The sequence below is a fragment of the Spiroplasma endosymbiont of Thecophora atra genome (assembly GCF_964019735.1).
GTDB lineage: Bacteria > Bacillota_I > Bacilli_A > Mycoplasmatales > VBWQ01 > Spiroplasma_E > Spiroplasma_E ixodetis_A.
This window is the reverse complement of record NZ_OZ026464.1, coordinates 261,479-281,405: the sequence shown is the minus strand read 5'-3', so window position 1 is coordinate 281,405 and position 19,927 is coordinate 261,479. Positions and strand designations below refer to the sequence as shown.

Below are 19,927 nucleotides of genomic sequence, written 5' to 3'. Positions count from 1 at the left end.
ATGATTAATAAACTTTGAACTGATGTCAGTCTTGAAAATTATAATAACTGATATCCATTAACTGGAAAAATTACAGAAACCCCACAGCAATATATACAGACATGACCTAATGTTAATGATTGATTTAAAACTTTTGCTATTCGTGCTCAAAATGATATTAATGCTTATCTTGATTTTATTTTATCTAAATTTCCTTTTGATAGTTTTAAAGATGAATTAATTAAAGAAACATTAAGAGATATGGTTTATGTAATGGTTGAACATTGAGTATTTAATCGTACACCAATTGAATTTAATGTTGATGCTACTATTCAATTTAATAATGGTAGTCAATTTAGTGCAAGTAGTATTCCTACGATTAATGTTTGAGATTTAGCACCTAGTAGAATGAAAATATGAGCAAGATTAACAAAATTAAAACAAATATTTTCAAGTTATAATGATGATGAAATAGATATTGAAAAAATTGACTTAAAAGCATTTTATACTAGAAATCAAGTTGATGAATTAATTGAACAACAAAAAGAATTTACATTATCAAAACAAATTAAATTATATGATGATTTAGTTGATGATAATGAAAATGAAATATACAGAGGTCCTGTTAGTAAATTTGTTAATAAAGGTTATATTGCAACAGATTATGATAAAGAAACTGAAACAATGATTTTAGATTGACCAGATGAAATTGGAACATTACCACAAGAAGCATTACAAAATAATCCACAAATTGGTGATTATACACATGCACCAACTTGTGATTTTTCTGCTAAACAACAAAAACGAATTACTACAAATGAAAATACTATTAAATTATTAGAAACTAAAGTTGATAATAATATCAAATTATTAGAAAATAAAATTGAGATTAATAAACAAAATATTGATGATATTAAAAATAACTGATTTAATATTGAAACTAGTCCATTATGAAAAGAAATATCAAATGAACTTTCAACTGATAATTTAAATAAAGAAATATTAGTAATATGAGGTTATATTTATGAAAGTGATATTTATAAATATAAATATACTAGAAAATCTATATTTAAATTAGATAAACAATCTGCAATAAAATCATATACTCTATTAGATACTTTTTATTCAGATGAAATTAATAATATTAGATTATATTTAACTTGCATTAATTATAAAATTCGTGCAAGTGCTACACCTGGAACATATTACTCAGGATTTATTTCTAAAATATATCAATATATTGGAAAAGGTACACCAACTGAATTTATAGCAGAAGAAACTTCTGGACATGATTATTATACAAAACAAGAAACTAATGAATTGTTGGATAAAAAGCAAAATATTGATGATGAGAATTTACAAACAGTTGTTAAACAAATTGTTCCAGCAATTAATGAAAATAAACTAAATATTGATAAAAAACAAGATAAATTAATTGCTGGTGAAAATATTAAGATTGATGAAAATAATAAAATTAGTGCTACTGGTGGTAAAGTAGATTTATCTGATTATTATAAAAAAGAAGAAGTAGATAAAAAATTAGAAGATACAAAAGCACAATTTCCGATTGCATTTAAAATAAATGCTCTAAGTCAAGAAATTCCTAATTTAGAAACTGAACATAAAACTATTGTTGATGCTATTAATGAAATTATCAAAAAACAGCCACAACCAATTCCAATTCCTCCAAGTGGTTCAAATTGAAAAGAAGTAGGAGAAGTTATAACAGATAAAAATAATAATAATCAAAATTATATAAAATATATATTTAAAGATAAAACACATTATAGAATATATATAAGTTATGGTGATTATACAACTAAAGAAAATAATAAAAATTAATTATTTGTCAACTATAATTTTTATTATCAATTAGATACAAGCGTTGTAAAAAGTAGTTTATGAATAGCAAATAATAACAATAACCAACAAACTGAAATTAATATTTATAACAATAGAATAATGTGGGGTATGGGTAGAGATTATATTTTTAAAAAATTAGAAGAATTACAGGAATAATATTATGTTTTTTAAAATTATAAAAATTATTTTAGGTTTAATAGGAATAATTTTATCATCAGCAACAGCAGGTTTAATTATATTTATCATTGTAAAAATCATATTAAAAATTAATCAAATATTTTAAGAAAGGTGGTGAATATTATGTTAGGTAAATTTTTTAGAAAAGATAAAAGCAATATTAATGATAATCAAAGTGAAAAATTAAAATTTTTAACTAATAAAAATAAAAGTACACATGCTTCTATTTTAAATTATTTTGGTTTTAATGATTTTAACCATGAAACTTATTTTACTGCTTTTGTAGCAGAAAATAATGCTAATTTATATAATGCTCCATTAGAAATTAATAATGAAACCATTAAACAATATTTAATTCAACAAGAATTTTATAGAAAAAATTGAAATTCTATTTTTAAATTAAGTAAATTAGGAATTAGTGGTTATTTAATTTATATTGCAAATGATAATTTATATTTTCAAGTAGTTGACATACAACAAAGAGTTTATGATATTACTGGTAAATTAATTCAATGTACTATTTTTTATGATAATTATGAACAAAATGCACAAACTGTAAGATTATTTGAAGTTTATACATTAAACAATGAACAAGTAACAATTAATCGTGCAATTTATAGTATTAATGATACTAAAAAACAAAATAAATTAGATTTTAAATCATACATTAATAATCCTAATTTAGTACAAGAACAAATACTAAATATTAATTATATACCAATAGCAATTATGAGAAATAAAGCAAATGAACAAGCAGATTGTGAAAAAGTAATGGATAAAATTAAAGCACTAGATGTTATTTATGAACAAATTGTTTTAGATACTATTTTAAACTCACCTAAATTTATATTTAGTCAAACTTATGGTAATGTTCAATCAGCATTAGAAGAAGCAGTAAGAACTTTGGTTACTAAAAACTACATATTTAAAAGTGGTGGAGATAATAATGAACAAAACGAAAATATCAATATGACAAATAGTAATTTTAAAGGTAAAAATTTAACTGATATATATGATTGAAATGTTAATGAAATATTTAAACGTTGTGGTATTCATATACCAAGTCAAAAGAAATCAGCACAACAATCAGTACCCGAAAGTACAGCAGTTAATATTTCAACCATTAATTATATTGAACAAAAATTATGACAATTTAATATTGATATTCTTAAATTTATTCAAATATTAGTACTTTTAGATAAAGACTTATTAAATAGTAAAACATTTAATATTAATGATGACCAAGAAATTAATAACTTAACAGTTAAATTAAAATTATTTAATCCCGAAAATAACCAATTAATAGGAGAGAACAATGGAAAACAACAACAAACCACAAACGAAGTTTCCACAGAAACAAACTAAAATTAATCAAGCAGAAGTAGAAAATGATTATTTAATTGATAATATTCCCTATGACTTTACTAATATGATGAGAGCTACTAGTGACCCAGATATTAATAGAGCATACGATGAATTTAAAAAAAGAACTATATATATTTATGAAATTGAACGTTTATTTAAAAATAATGAAAATAATAGTTTAAGATTTTCAGCAAATACTATTAAAATTGGTTTTATTGATATTGATAAAGTATTAAAAACTATTGCTGTTGAAACATCAGACTTTACTATGCAATTAAATCAAAGAGCTAGCACAAATATTAATGATAATACAATTGAATATAGTATGACTGATATTAAAAATTTAATTTTTCAAGAAATAAATTTATTAAATCAATTTAAATTATATGCAGTTAGTATAAATGAACCATTAACTGAAAATAATATTGATAATTTATATATCATTAATAATTATTCACAACCTTATCAAAATCCAAAAACTAGAAGCACTAAAAGTATTACTATTATTAAAATTAAAGATTTTAAAACAAGAGATGGTTATCCAATCATTATTAAATTACAAAAACCATTAGATAAAGATACCAAAGTAATTGGTTTAAAAATTAAAGCCCCTAGAAGCATGATTTTTGGCAATATAAAGGTACTTGGTGAAGTTGACAATATGGAAGTATACCCAAAGTTATTTGTTAAAGATAAGATAGCATTTCCACTATTATCAATGCCTATCGAAACTCAACCAAAAGTTAGAATATTACAACAATGATTTAGTGAACAAATATTACCTTGAAATTTAGCAAAACAATTTATAGGACAAGAAAAATCAGTTTTAGATTTAATTAAAATTAGTAGTGGTACTGTAACAAGAAAAGAAGTTATTAATAATGCAAGAGTAACTGATACTTGACTAGGTTGAGAAATGGGTGCTGTTTGAGATGGTAATTGACCATTAAAACACGAAATACATTTAGAAGATAAAAAAGTTTTATCTTATAGTAATGAAGGATGATATGTTTATCTTGCAACCAATAATAGATTTAAAAGTATAGCAATTGAAATACAAGATGCGCCAACAATTGATAGTTTACAACAACTTTTATTAGATATGCTAAGTTATACATATAATTATAATAGAAATTTTAATGGTGCAGAATATGATGATAAAGGTAAAGCAAAAAATAAAATAGCAGAATTACGTGATACATTTTCTGGACAAAAACCGGATGAAATAATTACTAACTTATTTAAACAATGAGAGTTTGAATATCCAAATTATATAACTTTACTACAAATGCTAAATTGTAAAGGTAAGTGCAACTAAATTATTTTTCTATCCAAATATTCGATTGGTGAAAGATAATTTAGTATTTTTCTTGGTCTTTGGTTTAAAGACAATATAAATTTATGAACTTCATTTTTATTAGTTTTTGAAAAAATAAATTTTTTAGGAAATTTTTCTCTAATTAAACCATTAGTATTTTCATTAGTACCTCTTTGTCAAGGTGAATATGGATTGGCAAAATAAATTTTTATATCTAAATTTTTTTCAAGTTGTTGTCAATTTGAAAATTCTTTGCCACGATCAAAAGTAATAGTTTTAACAATGTTTTTAGGAAGAATTGATAAATAATAACTAACATTTTTATTAATAACTTTAGTAGTTCTGTTTTTAACTAATATTGCTAAAGTAAATCGTGATACTCTTTCAACTAAAGTTATTAAACATGATTTGCTTTTACCTCGTGATGATACTATAGTATCTCCTTCTCAATGACCAAGTGTTATACGATCATTAACATTTATATCTCGTTCTTTAATTGATTTACCATTAAACTTGCCACGATTTTCTTTAGATTTTCGTTTTTTACCTTTTCTTCTTAAATTTTTACTAGTAACTTTATCAAGCATTCCAAAATAAATTCAAGTATAAATTGTTTTAAAACTAATAACTCACTCTTTATGAAAATTTTTAATTCTGCCATAAATTTGTTCAGGTGATCAACCTAATAGTAATTTTTGTTGTACATATTTTACTAAATTCTTATTTTTAAACTTATGAAAACTAATATGTGATTGTTTTCGATTTTCAGCTTTATTTTGTGCAATTAATGAAAAATAATGATTATTATCTTTATTTCTATTAATTTCTCGAATAATAGTACTAATACTTCGATTAAGATTTTTAGCTATTTCACTAATTTTAAATTTAAATTTCAATTGATTCTCAATATAAATCCTTTCATCTATGCCAAGATGTTTATAACTCATATAAAAACTCCTTACTTTTTTCTAAACTAAATTTAGCATTATGAAATTTTTATATGAGAATTTTTTGCAATTTTATTTACTTGCACTTACAAGTATAACTCAGCAAATACAAATATTTAAACAAGTATTTATTATGTTATCAAAATATATTTATTCATCATTATCAATTAATAAAGGATTAAACGATGATAATAAAATATTATTACCTTATTATTTCAAATTAAAATCAAGTCCTATAAAACCAAGTGATAAAGAAATTTGAAAATTCAAAGATGTAAAAGTAGTGTTAAAATCTGAGTATTTTGACTTTACAGATATTAATAATATTAAATTAAAAAATAATGATATTAGCCAAAATGAATTATTTAAATTAGATGATAATCAATTTAATTGATTATCTATAACTAATGAACTTGAAAGCAATAATATTCCGTCATTAATTCCTGCTGATTGAACATTAAGTAATGGTGAATATGGTAAATATTTTACAAAAACAATTATTAATAAAGATAAAATTAAAGATATATTAAATTTATATGGTTCAAATAAATCTCAATTATTTTCAAAACTAGAATTTTATAAAGAAATTTCACAAATTGATAATATTAATGAATTTGAATTACAAATTGAAAATCCGATTAATAATTTAAATCGGATTGAAATTAGTGGTATATTTGGTGCTGGTAATTATGATTTAATTTTAAAAACTGATAAACAAGAAATAAACTTAAATAATATTAATTTATTTGATAAATATAATGAAAATATTTCATATATAAATATTGAAATTTAATTATCAAAATATCCATCAGGATATTGACCATTTCATTTTATATCATCTTTAAATGTTGGCTTAATACCAAAATATAAATCTATTTTATTTTCATCATATAAATTTTTAGTTTCTCATATTGTTGTTCCAGCCCCCCCAGTAGACTGTATAGTCATGTCCTAAATATGATTTATAATTATAAATTTTATAATATGACATTATACTTAATAAAAGTGCAGTTATAACAGCAGTTCATAATATTATTTTTTATAATTTGTTTTAATTCATTTTTTAAAATTATTTATTTCTTTTCCTTTTTCTTCTTTTTTATTTTCTACATCTTTTATTAGTTCTTTGCTATCTTGCATTTTAATTCTCCTTTTTTCCTTGATTTTACTTATTAAATTGTACTATTTTTGATTATTTTTACAAGTATGCTTTTAAATACAAAATAACGCCTAAATTAAAGGCGTTTATTTTATGAGACCTATACTATTAATTATATATAACTTGTTTATTATATTTTAAATATGAAAGTGGTTTTTTAAATAATTTTTATTTTATTTAAAATTACACTTATATATGTATATAATAAACAAGTAAATTATTTTTTTAAAAATATTTACAATAAATTTAGAATTTTTTAAAATAGTTAGGAGAAGTAAATGTGAATTTTAATTATAAATGAAATTTTAGAGAACAATATGCTAAAATTGATAAATTAGTTTTAGAACATATAACAAAGAAATGAGAAAAACGAGATTGAAGAATATTTAAAACAAGAGATAAAAAGAAATATAAAATAGTTGATTATCAATATCGAACAAGAAAAATAATGTATGGATTAGTAACTTATAAAAGAAGAATTTATGAATATTTTGATGAAAAATTACAAAAATGAGTTCGTGTTTGTTTAGTTGATGAATGACTAGAATTACCTAAATATAAAAGAATTGGTGAAGATGTTGAACAAACTATTATTGAATATTTTGCTGATGGAAAAAGATATCATGATATTTGTGCTATTTGTAAAAAAACAGGTATTAGTGTTAGTACTGTTCATAGAGTTTTTAAAAATTTAGAAGTAATTGAAGCAAATCCAGTAAAAGTAAAATTAGAAAAAAATCAACCTATTTTTGTAGCAATTGATGATGGACATCGAAAGTTTTGAGATTTTAAACGTAAAGATATAAAACACTCTATGTAATAACAACATATACAGATAATATTAATCATAAAGTACAAAATAAAAGAGTAAAAGCAATTATTAGACCAACAAGAACAGCAATTGGAGTTAAAAAAACTGCTGAATTTGTTAAAGAACATTGTCAAAAATTTTATGAAAATGTTGAACAAGCAAAAATAATTATTTGTGGAGATAGTGCTGGATGAATTAAAGAAGTTGCTGATTATCTTGGTGCTGAGTTTGTTTTAGATAAATTCCATTTAATTAGAACATTATATCTTGGTATAATGGCGGGAAATAAAGGAAAATATTGAAGTGAATATAATAATTGTAAAGATTTCATTAATAATGGTCAATATGAACAATTAATTGATTATTTATATAAAGAATTAGATAATCATAAAAAGTTAAAAAAACAATATTTTAAAAATAATAAACAAGGTATTGAAAATCAAGGTGCAAAGTGAAATATAGGTTGTTTTACTGAAACAAATATTTGACATGTTTTAAAAGAAATGATTGTTAATAAAACATATAGTATTTTTATTTATATAAAAATGGTTATTTTTAAATGTAATCAAATAAATTTAAAAACATAATTTTACTTATTTTAAAATAAAAAATTAAAAAAACTTATTAAATTAAAAGTTAATAAGAATTTTTGTTATATATTTATGTTAATTAAATTATTAAAATATTTTTATAATTTATAAAATTGAGTATTTTAATTGTAATATTTTTAAATTAGTAGTAAGATAAATTTACAATTTCATAAAAATCCAAATTATTTCTTGTCTAAAATATAATAAGACTAAAACGATTTAATTTATTCCGGATTTTTGACAATCTCCCACATAAAATAATGAAAACTATAATTAAAATAAAGGAAATAATTTACTAATAAAATAAATGTTTTATAAATAAATCCATATTTTATGACAAATATTAACAATATTTGTTTATAATATACCTAGTCATTAATCAATATAAAAAACAAACACACAAAAGGAGTGACTTAATAATGGCAATTAAAATTGCAATTAATGGATTTGGGCGCATTGGCCGCCTTGCCTTCCGTCAATTATTTGACAAAAAAGAAATTGATATTGTTGCTATCAATGATTTAGGAAATGTAGAAGCCCTAGCATATCTATTACAATATGATTCAGCACATAGAACTTGAAAACACGGAAAAATCAAAGCAGACAAATCAAAAAATACTATTAATGTTGATGGTAAAATAATTAAAGTTTGTCAAGAAAAAGACCCAAAAGCATTACCATGAAAAGCCAATGCTGTTGATATCGTAATTGAAGCAACTGGACGTTTTACAACAAAAGAATTAGCACAAGCACATATTGATGCTGGAGCTAAAAAAGTTGTGATTTCAGCACCAGCTAAGGGAGACTTAAAAACTATTGTTTATAATGTTAACCATGATATTCTAAAAAGTACTGATAATATTATTTCTGGTGCTTCATGTACTACTAATTGTCTTGCTCCTGTTGTTCATGCTCTAGAATCAGAATTTGGAATTATTAAAGGATGAATGACAACAGTTCATGCTGCAACCAATGACCAACGTTTACTAGACTTAGAACATTCAGATTTCAGAAGAGGACGTAGTGCTATGTCTAATATTGTTCCTGCAGCTACAGGTGCTGCTACAGCTATTGGTTTAGTTATCCCTTCTGTTAAAGGAAAACTAGATGGTTCAGCAATGCGGGTTCCAATCATTACTGGTTCAATTGTTGATTTAACAATTGAATTAAAGAAAAATGTTACTGTTGAACAAGTTAATGCAGCAATGAAAAAACATAGTAGCGAATCATTTGCTTATAATGAAGATCCAATTGTTTCAACTGATATTATTGGTTCAAGTTTTGGTTCAATTTTTGATGCAACATTAACAAAAGTTATTGAAGTTGAAGGCAAACAAATTGTTAAAGTTTTTGCTTGATATGATAATGAAATTTCATATGTATCACAATTAGTAAGAACAGTAATACACTTAGCAAAGCTAAAATAATTTTTAAATAGTTTAATTAAAATATTAAACTACAAAAATGCATCTTACCAATTACAAGATGCATTTTTATTAATCGTTTTAAAAATATATTAAAATTATAATATGAAAAAAGGAGATGAAAATTATATGAATAAAAAAACATTAAAGGATCTTGATTTTAAAAATAAAAAAGTTATTGTTCGTTTTGACTTCAATGTACCATTAGAAAATAATAAAATTACCGATGATACAAGAATAAAAGCAAGCATCGAAACTATTAAGTATTTACAAAATCAAGATGCAAAAATAATCATGTTATCACATCTTGGAAGAATTAAATCTGAAGCTGATAAAGCGAAGAATACTTTAGCGCCTGTTGCAAAAAGACTAAGTGAAATCTTAAAAGAAAATGTAATATTCATTAATGAAACTCGTGGTACAAATCTTGAAACAGCTATTAATAATCTTAAAAACAAAGAATTACTTTTAATAGAAAATACTCGTTTTGAAGATTTAAATGGTAATAAAGAATCTACTAATAATCCCGAATTAGGTAAATATTGAGCACATTTAGGTGATGTATTTGTTAATGATGCTTTTGGTACTGCACACCGTGCTCATGCATCTAATGTTGGTATTGCTACTAATATCAAAAATAGTTGTGTTGGTTTATTAATTGAAAAAGAATTAACAATGCTTAATAAAATCACCGTTAATCCAGAACATCCTTTTATAGCAGTACTTGGTGGTGCTAAAGTATCAGATAAAATTGATGTTATCAAACAATTATTAACAAAAGCTGATAAAGTTCTTGTTGGTGGTGGTATGGCTTATACTTTTATGAAAGCATTGAATTATAAAATTGGTGATTCATTATTAGAAAAAGATAAAATTGATATTGCTAAAGAAATTATTGAATTAGGAAAAGAAAAATTAATACTACCTATTGACTTTGTAATTGCTCCGGAATTTAAGGACATCAAAGGTAAAATTACTACTAATGAAAATATTGATGATGGATATGAAGGAATGGATATTGGTCCAAAAACAATTAAATTATTTGAAAATACTTTAATTAATGCTAAAACTGTTTTTTGAAATGGACCATTAGGAGTTTTTGAAATGAGTAACTTTGTTAATGGAACAAAAAATATTTGTAAAACTATTTCACAATTAAAAGGTGCATTTACACTAATTGGCGGTGGTGATAGTGCAGGAGCATCAGTTAAATTTGGATATGAAAATAAATTTAGCCACATTTCAACTGGTGGAGGTGCTTCATTAGAATATCTAGAAGGTAAGGATTTACCTGGTATTAATGCTATAGAAAATAAATAGTGAAAATATATGATTACTCAAGATCAAACAACAAGTGTTTTTATTCTTATTAGTTTATTTTTAATTGCGATGGTTTTAATATTTCAATTATTCCAATTTATTTTTTGATTAATTATTATTTTAAAAAGTGCTGAGTTATACTTGTAAGTGCAAGTAAATAAAATTGCAAAAAATTCTCATATAAAAATTTCATAATGCTAAATTTAGTTTAGAAAAAAGTAAGGAGTTTTTATATGAGTTATAAACATCTTGGCATAGATGAAAGGATTTATATTGAGAATCAATTGAAATTTAAATTTAAAATTAGTGAAATAGCTAAAAATCTTAATCGAAGTATTAGTACTATTATTCGAGAAATTAATAGAAATAAAGATAATAATCATTATTTTTCATTAATTGCACAAAATAAAGCTGAAAATCGAAAACAATCACATATTAGTTTTCATAAGTTTAAAAATAAGAATTTAGTAAAATATGTACAACAAAAATTACTATTAGGTTGATCACCTGAACAAATTTATGGCAGAATTAAAAATTTTCATAAAGAGTGAGTTATTAGTTTTAAAACAATTTATACTTGAATTTATTTTGGAATGCTTGATAAAGTTACTAGTAAAAATTTAAGAAGAAAAGGTAAAAAACGAAAATCTAAAGAAAATCGTGGCAAGTTTAATGGTAAATCAATTAAAGAACGAGATATAAATGTTAATGATCGTATAACACTTGGTCATTGAGAAGGAGATACTATAGTATCATCACGAGGTAAAAGCAAATCATGTTTAATAACTTTAGTTGAAAGAGTATCACGATTTACTTTAGCAATATTAGTTAAAAACAGAACTACTAAAGTTATTAATAAAAATGTTAGTTATTATTTATCAATTCTTCCTAAAAACATTGTTAAAACTATTACTTTTGATCGTGGCAAAGAATTTTCAAATTGACAACAACTTGAAAAAAATTTAGATATAAAAATTTATTTTGCCAATCCATATTCACCTTGACAAAGAGGTACTAATGAAAATACTAATGGTTTAATTAGAGAAAAATTTCCTAAAAAATTTATTTTTTCAAAAACTAATAAAAATGAAGTTCATAAATTTATATTGTCTTTAAACCAAAGACCAAGAAAAATACTAAATTATCTTTCACCAATCGAATATTTGGATAGAAAAATAATTTAGTTGCACTTACCTTTACAATTTAGCATATAAAGAATTAGATAATCATAAAAAGTTAAAAAAACAATATTTTAAAAATAATAAAAAAGGTATTGTTAATCAAGGTGCAAAATGAAATATTGGTTGTTTTACTGAAACAAATATTTGACATGTTTTAAAAGAAATGATTGTTAATAGAACATATAGTATTTTTATTTATATAAAAATGGTTATTTTTAAATGTAATCAAATAAATTTAAAAACATAATTTTACTTATTTTAAAATAAAAAATTAAAAAAACTTATTAAATTAAAAGTTAATAAGAATTTTTGTTATATATTTATGTTAATTAAATTATTAAAATATTTTTATAATTTATAAAATTGAGTATTTTAATTGTAATATTTTTAAATTAGTAGTAAGATAAATTTACAATTTCATAAAAATCCAAATTATTTCTTGTCTAACATAATAATAAGACTACAACGATTTAATTTATTCCGGATTTTTGACAATCTACCAAAAAAGTTTTCGAAAAAAATTTAAAAAAAATTTTGTAAAAAATTTATCTATAATAGCTGCCGGTATTGCTACAGTAGTAACATTAGCGGCTGGTGGAATTGATGGCTTTCAATGTTCTGATTTAGGAATAGCAGCTAGTGCAGGCACATCTGGTGCTATGATGGGTGCAGTTATTAAAGCTACGATTAAACAAAATAAACAAGAGAAAGTAGAACTAGAAGATGAGAATAATGAAAAATCAAGTATTCTTCAGAGAAAATTAGAAGAATTACAATTAGAAACAGTAAGAGCAAAAATTGTTAAAAAACAATTAGAAAGAACTAAAGTTGAACTTGAATTAGTTAAAGTAAGAGAAGAATTAGCAAAACTTAATAACATAACTAGTTTAAATATTACTTCATCACCGATCCCTCAAGAATTTAATTTAACAACAGTAGTAAATGTAGAAAGAAGTAATAATTGTTCATTATCAATTCATAAAAAATAAGTACATATATATAAAAATGTAAATAAACAATTGAAAAGGATAAAAGATATGGAAACGCAATTACAAAATTTAAATAATTGTAATAATGAAACTGTTGTTATTGCAAAAAAACTTTAGATAAAGAAAATAAAAAATTTTATTGAAAAACTGGTATTCAAGCTGTTATAAGTACTGCTGCTATTACTGGCTTGTTTGTAAGTGGTGTTGGGTTAGTAGCAATATCTATTTTTTCTGGAAGTGTAATAATTGGTAATACACTTTCAATTTGAGCAGAAAGAAAAAGAAGAAAAAATGTCAAAAAATTTTTTCAAGAATGAAATAAAAAATTAAATAAGGAATTAGAAATTAGTAAAATAAGATCAGAAATACAAAAAGAAAGATTAGAAACAGAAAGATTGGAAGCAGAAAATTTAATTAAGCAAGAAGAACTTGAACAATTAAAGTTAGAAATAAATGAAAAAGAATTAATTATTTTAACTAAACAAATAGAATATAAAAAAATAGAATTAGAAAAAAGGAAGATAGAAGCAGAAAATTTGATTAGGGAAAAAGAACTTTAACAATTAAGTCTAGAAAGAAGTAGGGTACAACAAGATATTTTAACTAAGCAGTTAGACCTTGCAAAATTAGAAATGACTACCACGTTAGAAGCAGATAAAAGATTAGTACAATCTCAATTAAATAGTACATTAAAAGTAGAAAGTTTATTTGATATTTTAGAAAAAAAATAGATTAGCAAAAAAAGAGAGTAGAAGGAAATTTTTTGAAGATCAATCATTAGATGAAAGATTAAATATTGAAAAAATTAATAAATCAGAATCACAAAATCAACAATCTTTAACAAAAAATTATTCGCAAGAAAGTTGCAAATTTAAAGTTTATTAAAAATATTATGATACATTTTTATTAAGTTAAATCTAAATTTTAATTTTCAAGAAGTATTTTTATAAAGGTTATATTTTCATTTATATTTCATAATTGTCGTTAAACATGTTAATCATCATTTATGATAGAATTTAATATATGAGATTTTAGAGTTGTGAGGTTTTAGTATGGAAGTGTCAGCAGAGAATTATAGAAACATTAATTCTCATAATCGTTGAGGAATTATTGTTAGTTCGGGGTTAATGGCAATAACTTTGATTATAAGTTGAGTATTATGACTTATACTTTATCGTACTAATGTTAACGAAATTTTAACAATTTTAACTGAAGTAATTAATAGTAAAGGCATTACATTTACTCTTACTTTTCAGATTTTAACAATTTTTACTTTAATTTTTTCGGTTATTACTCTAGTGTTTATTACAATTCCATTTATTTTTTTAAATAAATATGGAGTAATAACTTTAGTATGAGCATTAATAGTAGTAGTAATTTCGCTTGTCTTACTTATTGGTTCAGGATTATTAATAAGTTATGGTTATAAAAAAATTTATAGTTATGTTATGGACAAAAAAAATATTAATGTTTTATTTTTTATTTTGCCTTCAGGCTTTGCATTAATTTGTAGTTTCTTTTTAGTACTTTTTTCTTTATGATTAATAATGGCTAATCTAAGAAATAAATCAAAAAAAGCATTATCATTGACAAATAATAATGCTTTATCAGCAACAGAAATATCCGCGAGTGTTGAACAAAATTCTCTTTTTGGTGAACAAACTATTGGACCATCATTTACAGATCGATTTTTTAATGAACACGATAAATCAACACAAGGTATAAATATAGTTATTAATAATACTGGTGGAGGTGCACTTCCACAATCAAAATTACTTGATTATCAAGTAACTAGTAATCCGAATCCTGTTCAAACTAATAACAGTAGTAATGTTGTTAATAGCGAAGTAACTTGAACACCACAACAAATTGAAGAAGTATGAAATAAAGGAGAAATTATTGATGATTATAATCCACAGTTATATCGAAAAGACTATGCAGGTGCGCTAATGTTTAGGAATAACTTTATTAGTAATGTTAAACTTGATGATGATCCTAAAAGTTATAATTGAACTATTATACATCAACGACCTTTATTTCATGGAGGCACTTCTGATATTAGTAATTTACAACCAATGAATAATACTAATGCTATTACTAAAGGTAATAATTATCCACGTTGAAAAACAGCTATTGCTTTTAATGGAAAACAAAATTTTTTAAAACAAAAATCATGAAAAGATAAAAAATAGAGTATTAATCATTAATTTAATTGAAGATTATATTGAGCATATTATAAATATAATTGGTATTTTGCTTAGTTGTTAATAATTTAAATTTAATTACACTATTATCTTTTAAAATTTATTTGTTTATGGGAAAATGTATATAATAATTAAAAGATAGGAGCAATTAATCATGCAAGTTATTGTCCATGGAAAAAATATTAATATTACTTATGAAATTAAAAATGCTGTTGATAAAAATTTTAATTATTTACAAGAAAAGTATTCTAAATATATTAAAAAAGATATGATTGCTAAAGTTGGTATTGAAAGAAATAGTAATCATATATATAATATTTCCGTTCATATTCAGTTATTAAATAATAATTTTTTACAGTGTTTAGTAGAAAATCACGATCTTTATGTTGGCATTAATAAAACATTGGTTCCGTTGGAAAAACAATTAAGTCGTTTAAAAACGGTTGCTGATAAAACTGGTGCTGAAAGCGTTGGTCAATTTATAACTAAAGAAATTCTTGATGATAATAGTGAAGTTATTATTGACGTAACAGAAAATAAAGATTAAAGAAAACGTTTATGAAAGTATACAATTATTAGCATTAGTTTTTTTATGTAAATATGATGCATTATATTTTTCATTTTCTGCATCTTGTGCTTTTTTTTGTAAATTTTCTTCTGGTGTTATTTTTAAATTTCGGTTATAAATATTTGTATCCATTTTGTTTATTATTAAAATGGCATATTCAAGACTTTTTTTTATTTCTTTAATTAATTGTATATTTAAATTATCTTGATAGTTTTTTGTTGAAATATGTTTCTTTTTTTTGTTATCTCTAATTCTAAAATGTTTGATATAGTTATAGTAATAAAAAATATAATAGAGATTTTTAAAAGTATTAATAATTTTTTTTGCATATTTTTCAATAAAAAAATTACTAATATCACTATTAGTTGCGTTATCTTTTATACAAATTTTATAAATAGAAAAAACCATTATCAATATATAATATCTTTATCTTTAAGATTATTATTGTCTTGATATATTATATTAGGTATAATGTAAGAGACTATAAAAATTATAAGAGATTTTATTTTATATAAATTTAATTTATTATTAATATAATAGGGGTGATTATGTGGAAAAAGATAAAGATATTATGAACATTATTAAAAAAGCATTATCAGAAAGTATTTTATCTGTACCAGGTGTTACCAATATTTATGAAAAAGATAATAATTATGGAATTAAAGTTAACAAGTCTGATTTAGGTTGAATTATTGATATTAATATAGTTTGTTTTTTTAATAATAATATTTGAAATATTATGAATCAAACTCAGAAAAATTTAAAATATATTGTTGAAAAGATTATTAAACATCAAGACTATATAGTACTTAACATTTTTGTTCATGATTTAATTGAAGAATAAAAGAAAATATAAGGTGAAATTAAATGAAAAAAATTGATATTAAAACCTTAAAAGTTATGCTTATTAGCGGTGCTAATAATCTTTATAATCATCATTTTGAAGTTGATAAATTAAATGTTTTCCCCGTACCTGATGGTGATACTGGAACAAATATGAATTTAACAATGATGAATGGTATAAAAGAATTAAATGGCAAAGAATATGATAGTTTAAAAACATTTGCTACTACTTTTTCTCGTGGTTTAATGATGGGTGCGCGTGGTAATTCTGGAGTTATTTTATCTCAAATTTTTCGTGGTTTTTTTCAAACTATAAAAACAAAAGATTTAAAAAATGATTTCATTAGTAATGAGGATTTATTAAAATCTTGAAAAAGTGCACAAGATTATGCATATCGTGCAGTTATGAAACCAGTAGAAGGTACTATTCTTACTATTATTAAAGATGGTGCTAGTTATATTAATGAATTAGAAATAACAGGCAAAGATTCGCTTTATATTTTTGAAAAATTACTAGAAGGAATGAATGAATCGTTAAAAAGAACACCTGATTTATTGCCAATTTTAAAAAAAGTAGGAGTTGTTGATTCGGGTGGTGCTGGTTTAGTTTATATTGTTGAAGGTATGGTGTATGGTTTAAAGCATGGTAAAGCTATTTCACCAAAGAAAAAATTAGAACAACAAGATACAGCAAAATTAGAAATGGTTTTAAATCAAGAAAACTTTGGTTATTGTTCAGAAGTTATTGTAAAACTAAATAAAGTTAGTAAGTTAGATTTTAATTTAAGCAAAACACGAACTGATTTAGAAACAATGGATGGTCAATCAATAGTTTTAGTAGATGATGAAGATTTAATTAAAGTTCATGTTCATACTTTAAAACCGGGTCAAATTTTAAATTATTTTCAGAAATTTGGTGAAATTTTAAAAGTAAAAATTGAAAATATGACGGAACAGGCAAAAGCACATACACAAACTATTAAACCAATTCGTAAATTAAATAATAAATTTGCTTTAATTGCTGCTGTTCCCGGTAGAGGAATTGAAACCTTTTTTAGAGATGAATTAAAGGTTAATAATATTATTATGTATTCAAAAAGAATTAATCCATCAACAGATGACTTTTTAAAGGCAATTGAAATTGTCGATGCAAAAAATGTTTTTATTTTACCAAATGATAGTAATTTATTTTTAGCAGCAGAACAAGCAAGAAAATTAGAAAAAAAATCAAAAGTTTTTGTATTACCTGCTAAAAATATTGCTCAAGGTATGCGTGCTGCTTTAAATTTTAATCCTGAATTAAGTGCAAAAGAAAATAATAAAAATATGTGAAGTGAAATTAAATATGCTGCTTTTGGTTATATAACAGTTGCTGATCGTGATGTTGAAATAGATGGTATTAAAATTGGAAAAAAACACTTTTTTTCTGCTGTTAGTTTTCGTAATAAAGATGGTAAAGAAAAAATTATTGCTTCAAATGAAAATTTATTTAATGTAATTAAAGTATTGTTTACTAAATTAATTTGAGATGGTGCAGAAATAATTACTATTTTTAAAGGTAAAGGTTATTCAAAAGATCAAATTAATTTTATGAAAAAAATTTTAGATGAAGATTATGATATTGAATATGAAATTGTTGATGGTGATCAAGAAGTTTATAACTTTCTTTTCGTGGTGGAATAATACTATGTTATAATATTGTAGACTCTATTCAAATAGTTAGAAAGGAGAAGATTATGACTAATTTATTATTATCCTCAGTTAATCCAAATGATCCAAAGACTTGATCAACTAGTTTAATTGTTTTAGCAAGCTTAGTGGCTATTGTTGGTATAATTTTGTTTGTTGTTACTATGATTTGATTTTTCACTTGAATTAAGTATTCTTGATTCCATCGTGAAAATAGTGCTAATTTAACTGGTGGCGAGTTATTTCAAAAATATTTAAAAACATATGGTATTAATGCAAAAAGAATAAAATTTAAGGGATTTGGTAATATTAATAGTATTACTGTTGAACCTAGGTTTTTTTATTTAAGGCCATATTTATTTAATAATGGTAATTTTACTTTAAGATTATTACCATGAACTTATCACCGTCGTTCTATTTATACTTTAGCAATGGCAATGGAAAGTACTTGGGCAGTAAGTAGTTCAAATAGTAGTCGTTTTAATACTTTTTGATGAGATTTTTCTCGTAAAATAACATTATTTTTTGTTTTAATTCCTTTTGCACTTGCTATTCTATTTGCTCTTTCACCTGCTAATTCTTGAATTACTTTATCAGCAGCGAGCGCCAATATACTTTCAATTGTTTTATCAATTTTAGGTAGTATTTTATTAATTCTTTTTTCTTCAATGCAAATGATTTTTTATGCTAAATCAAGAAAAGAAATTTGTCAAAATCTTGTTGGTATTTTAAATGAAAAAGAAATACGTGCTATTAGTTGAATTTTCCAAATTAAGTTTATTTATTACTTGATTCGTATGATTTATGAAATATTACAACTTATTTTACGTATTGTGATGTATACACAGCAAAATGAGAAATAATAAAAATTTGTACCTATAATTTAGGTACAAATTTTAAATTTAAAATTATATTAAGTTTTATTGATAAAACATTATTTTCAAAACTTTTATAAAATATTCTATTTTAGTAAGTTTTAAAGTTTTGTTTTTTTAATTTTACATTTAATTACTAAACCAATATTTTTCATTTTCATTTATTATTGTATATTTAAAATTTTATTTTGATAGTTTTAAATTTTAAATATACAATAAAATACACTTATTAATTTAATATATATATATATTCATTAGTAATTTTTTGTATATGTATTGCAAAAATATAAAAAAAGGTTTTAAATGTTAACTATGAGAGAGAAAAAAGAATATTTTAAGTTAAGGAGAATACTGAATGCAAAGTAAGTCTGCTATTAATATATATTCAAAAATTAATAAATTAAAAATAGTTTTATTACTTGCTAAAATTTTTATCAGAAATGGTATTGGAGTATTTTATATTAAAAAGTTTGTTGTAACGAGTATTATCCAAGATAAAAAAATATGTTCTTACTTAATCAATCAAATTTTGAAAGAATGGAATTCTAAAAAAGAATATATTATTTCACTAGAAAAATATTTAAAACAACTTTCAGTTTAACAATTTATTAACAAAATAATTACT

Annotated in this window: 21 protein-coding genes; 18 read left to right on the top strand and 3 right to left on the bottom strand. The window is 22.8% G+C overall.

Annotated features, from left to right (window positions below):
- From AACL05_RS01595 to AACL05_RS01580, 4 genes are all read left to right on the top strand, one after another.
- Positions 1 to 1,821 (top strand): hypothetical protein, encoded by a 1,821-nt coding sequence (locus tag AACL05_RS01595; RefSeq protein ID WP_338986143.1) that lies wholly within the window; start codon positions 1 to 3, stop codon positions 1,819 to 1,821.
- 181 nt (positions 1,822 to 2,002) lie between these two features.
- Positions 2,003 to 2,125, top strand: coding sequence for a hypothetical protein (locus tag AACL05_RS01590; RefSeq protein ID WP_338961973.1), 123 nt, complete (start codon positions 2,003 to 2,005; stop codon positions 2,123 to 2,125).
- Between the two features lie 17 nt (positions 2,126 to 2,142).
- Positions 2,143 to 3,384, top strand: a complete 1,242-nt coding sequence (locus AACL05_RS01585) for a hypothetical protein (RefSeq protein WP_338961971.1) — start codon at positions 2,143 to 2,145, stop codon at positions 3,382 to 3,384.
- Entirely contained in the window at positions 3,335 to 4,702 is a 1,368-nt protein-coding gene (locus AACL05_RS01580) for a hypothetical protein (RefSeq protein WP_338986142.1), read from the top strand. The genes AACL05_RS01585 and AACL05_RS01580 overlap by 50 nt, the downstream gene beginning before the upstream one ends.
- Here the strand turns inward: AACL05_RS01580 and AACL05_RS01575 are convergent.
- Positions 4,699 to 5,649: an IS30 family transposase gene (locus AACL05_RS01575; RefSeq protein WP_338960236.1), complete on the bottom strand. Its 951-nt coding sequence runs from the start codon at positions 5,647 to 5,649 to the stop codon at positions 4,699 to 4,701. The genes AACL05_RS01580 and AACL05_RS01575 overlap by 4 nt on opposite strands.
- A gap of 40 nt (positions 5,650 to 5,689) precedes the next feature.
- On the opposite strand from AACL05_RS01575, the gene AACL05_RS01570 reads away from it, so the two are divergent.
- Positions 5,690 to 6,442 (top strand): hypothetical protein, encoded by a 753-nt coding sequence (locus tag AACL05_RS01570; protein WP_338986140.1) that lies wholly within the window; start codon positions 5,690 to 5,692, stop codon positions 6,440 to 6,442.
- Here AACL05_RS01570 and AACL05_RS01565 read toward each other — a convergent pair.
- Positions 6,439 to 6,597 (bottom strand): hypothetical protein, encoded by a 159-nt coding sequence (locus tag AACL05_RS01565; protein WP_338961966.1) that lies wholly within the window; start codon positions 6,595 to 6,597, stop codon positions 6,439 to 6,441. The two genes, AACL05_RS01570 and AACL05_RS01565, sit on opposite strands and share 4 nt — an antisense overlap.
- Before the next feature lie 491 nt (positions 6,598 to 7,088).
- Between AACL05_RS01565 and AACL05_RS01560 the strand changes: the two genes are divergently transcribed.
- From AACL05_RS01560 to hpf, 9 genes are all read left to right on the top strand, one after another.
- Complete coding sequence (locus AACL05_RS01560) at positions 7,089 to 7,628, top strand: UPF0236 family transposase-like protein (protein WP_338961962.1); 540 nt, start codon at positions 7,089 to 7,091, stop codon at positions 7,626 to 7,628.
- A 266-nt stretch (positions 7,629 to 7,894) separates the two neighbouring features.
- Entirely contained in the window at positions 7,895 to 8,206 is a 312-nt protein-coding gene (locus AACL05_RS01555; protein WP_338961960.1) for a hypothetical protein, read from the top strand.
- A 422-nt stretch (positions 8,207 to 8,628) separates the two neighbouring features.
- On the top strand, positions 8,629 to 9,636 hold the full coding sequence (gap, locus tag AACL05_RS01550; RefSeq protein ID WP_338986138.1) for a type I glyceraldehyde-3-phosphate dehydrogenase: 1,008 nt from the start codon (positions 8,629 to 8,631) through the stop codon (positions 9,634 to 9,636).
- A 126-nt stretch (positions 9,637 to 9,762) separates the two neighbouring features.
- On the top strand, positions 9,763 to 10,953 hold the full coding sequence (locus AACL05_RS01545; RefSeq protein WP_338961956.1) for a phosphoglycerate kinase: 1,191 nt from the start codon (positions 9,763 to 9,765) through the stop codon (positions 10,951 to 10,953).
- A 233-nt stretch (positions 10,954 to 11,186) separates the two neighbouring features.
- Positions 11,187 to 12,137 carry an IS30 family transposase gene (locus tag AACL05_RS01540; protein WP_338960236.1) on the top strand — a complete coding sequence of 317 codons (951 nt, stop codon included), beginning with the start codon at positions 11,187 to 11,189 and terminating at the stop codon, positions 12,135 to 12,137.
- Between the two features lie 485 nt (positions 12,138 to 12,622).
- A complete protein-coding gene (locus tag AACL05_RS01535) occupies positions 12,623 to 13,123 on the top strand; it encodes a hypothetical protein (protein WP_338986137.1) in 501 nt (166 codons plus the stop codon).
- 188 nt (positions 13,124 to 13,311) lie between these two features.
- Positions 13,312 to 13,683: a hypothetical protein gene (locus tag AACL05_RS01530; RefSeq protein ID WP_338986135.1), complete on the top strand. Its 372-nt coding sequence runs from the start codon at positions 13,312 to 13,314 to the stop codon at positions 13,681 to 13,683.
- 492 nt (positions 13,684 to 14,175) lie between these two features.
- Complete coding sequence (locus tag AACL05_RS01525; RefSeq protein ID WP_338961927.1) at positions 14,176 to 15,315, top strand: hypothetical protein; 1,140 nt, start codon at positions 14,176 to 14,178, stop codon at positions 15,313 to 15,315.
- A gap of 166 nt (positions 15,316 to 15,481) precedes the next feature.
- The gene (gene hpf, locus AACL05_RS01520; protein WP_338961928.1) at positions 15,482 to 15,874 is read left to right on the top strand and encodes a ribosome hibernation-promoting factor, HPF/YfiA family; all 393 of its coding nucleotides are present in this window, start codon (positions 15,482 to 15,484) and stop codon (positions 15,872 to 15,874) included.
- A 9-nt stretch (positions 15,875 to 15,883) separates the two neighbouring features.
- Here hpf and AACL05_RS01515 read toward each other — a convergent pair whose 3' ends face one another.
- Positions 15,884 to 16,027 (bottom strand): hypothetical protein, encoded by a 144-nt coding sequence (locus AACL05_RS01515; RefSeq protein WP_338986133.1) that lies wholly within the window; start codon positions 16,025 to 16,027, stop codon positions 15,884 to 15,886.
- 418 nt (positions 16,028 to 16,445) lie between these two features.
- Between AACL05_RS01515 and AACL05_RS01510 the strand changes: the two genes are divergently transcribed.
- The 4 genes from AACL05_RS01510 (at position 16,446) to AACL05_RS01495 (ending at position 19,903) form a co-directional block, all read left to right on the top strand.
- Entirely contained in the window at positions 16,446 to 16,739 is a 294-nt protein-coding gene (locus tag AACL05_RS01510) for a hypothetical protein (RefSeq protein ID WP_338961931.1), read from the top strand.
- A gap of 23 nt (positions 16,740 to 16,762) precedes the next feature.
- Complete coding sequence (locus tag AACL05_RS01505; RefSeq protein ID WP_338986132.1) at positions 16,763 to 18,421, top strand: DAK2 domain-containing protein; 1,659 nt, start codon at positions 16,763 to 16,765, stop codon at positions 18,419 to 18,421.
- Between the two features lie 53 nt (positions 18,422 to 18,474).
- A complete protein-coding gene (locus AACL05_RS01500; RefSeq protein WP_338961936.1) occupies positions 18,475 to 19,290 on the top strand; it encodes a hypothetical protein in 816 nt (271 codons plus the stop codon).
- A gap of 367 nt (positions 19,291 to 19,657) precedes the next feature.
- On the top strand, positions 19,658 to 19,903 hold the full coding sequence (locus tag AACL05_RS01495) for a hypothetical protein (RefSeq protein WP_338961939.1): 246 nt from the start codon (positions 19,658 to 19,660) through the stop codon (positions 19,901 to 19,903).
- Positions 19,904 to 19,927: the final 24 nt, after the last annotated feature.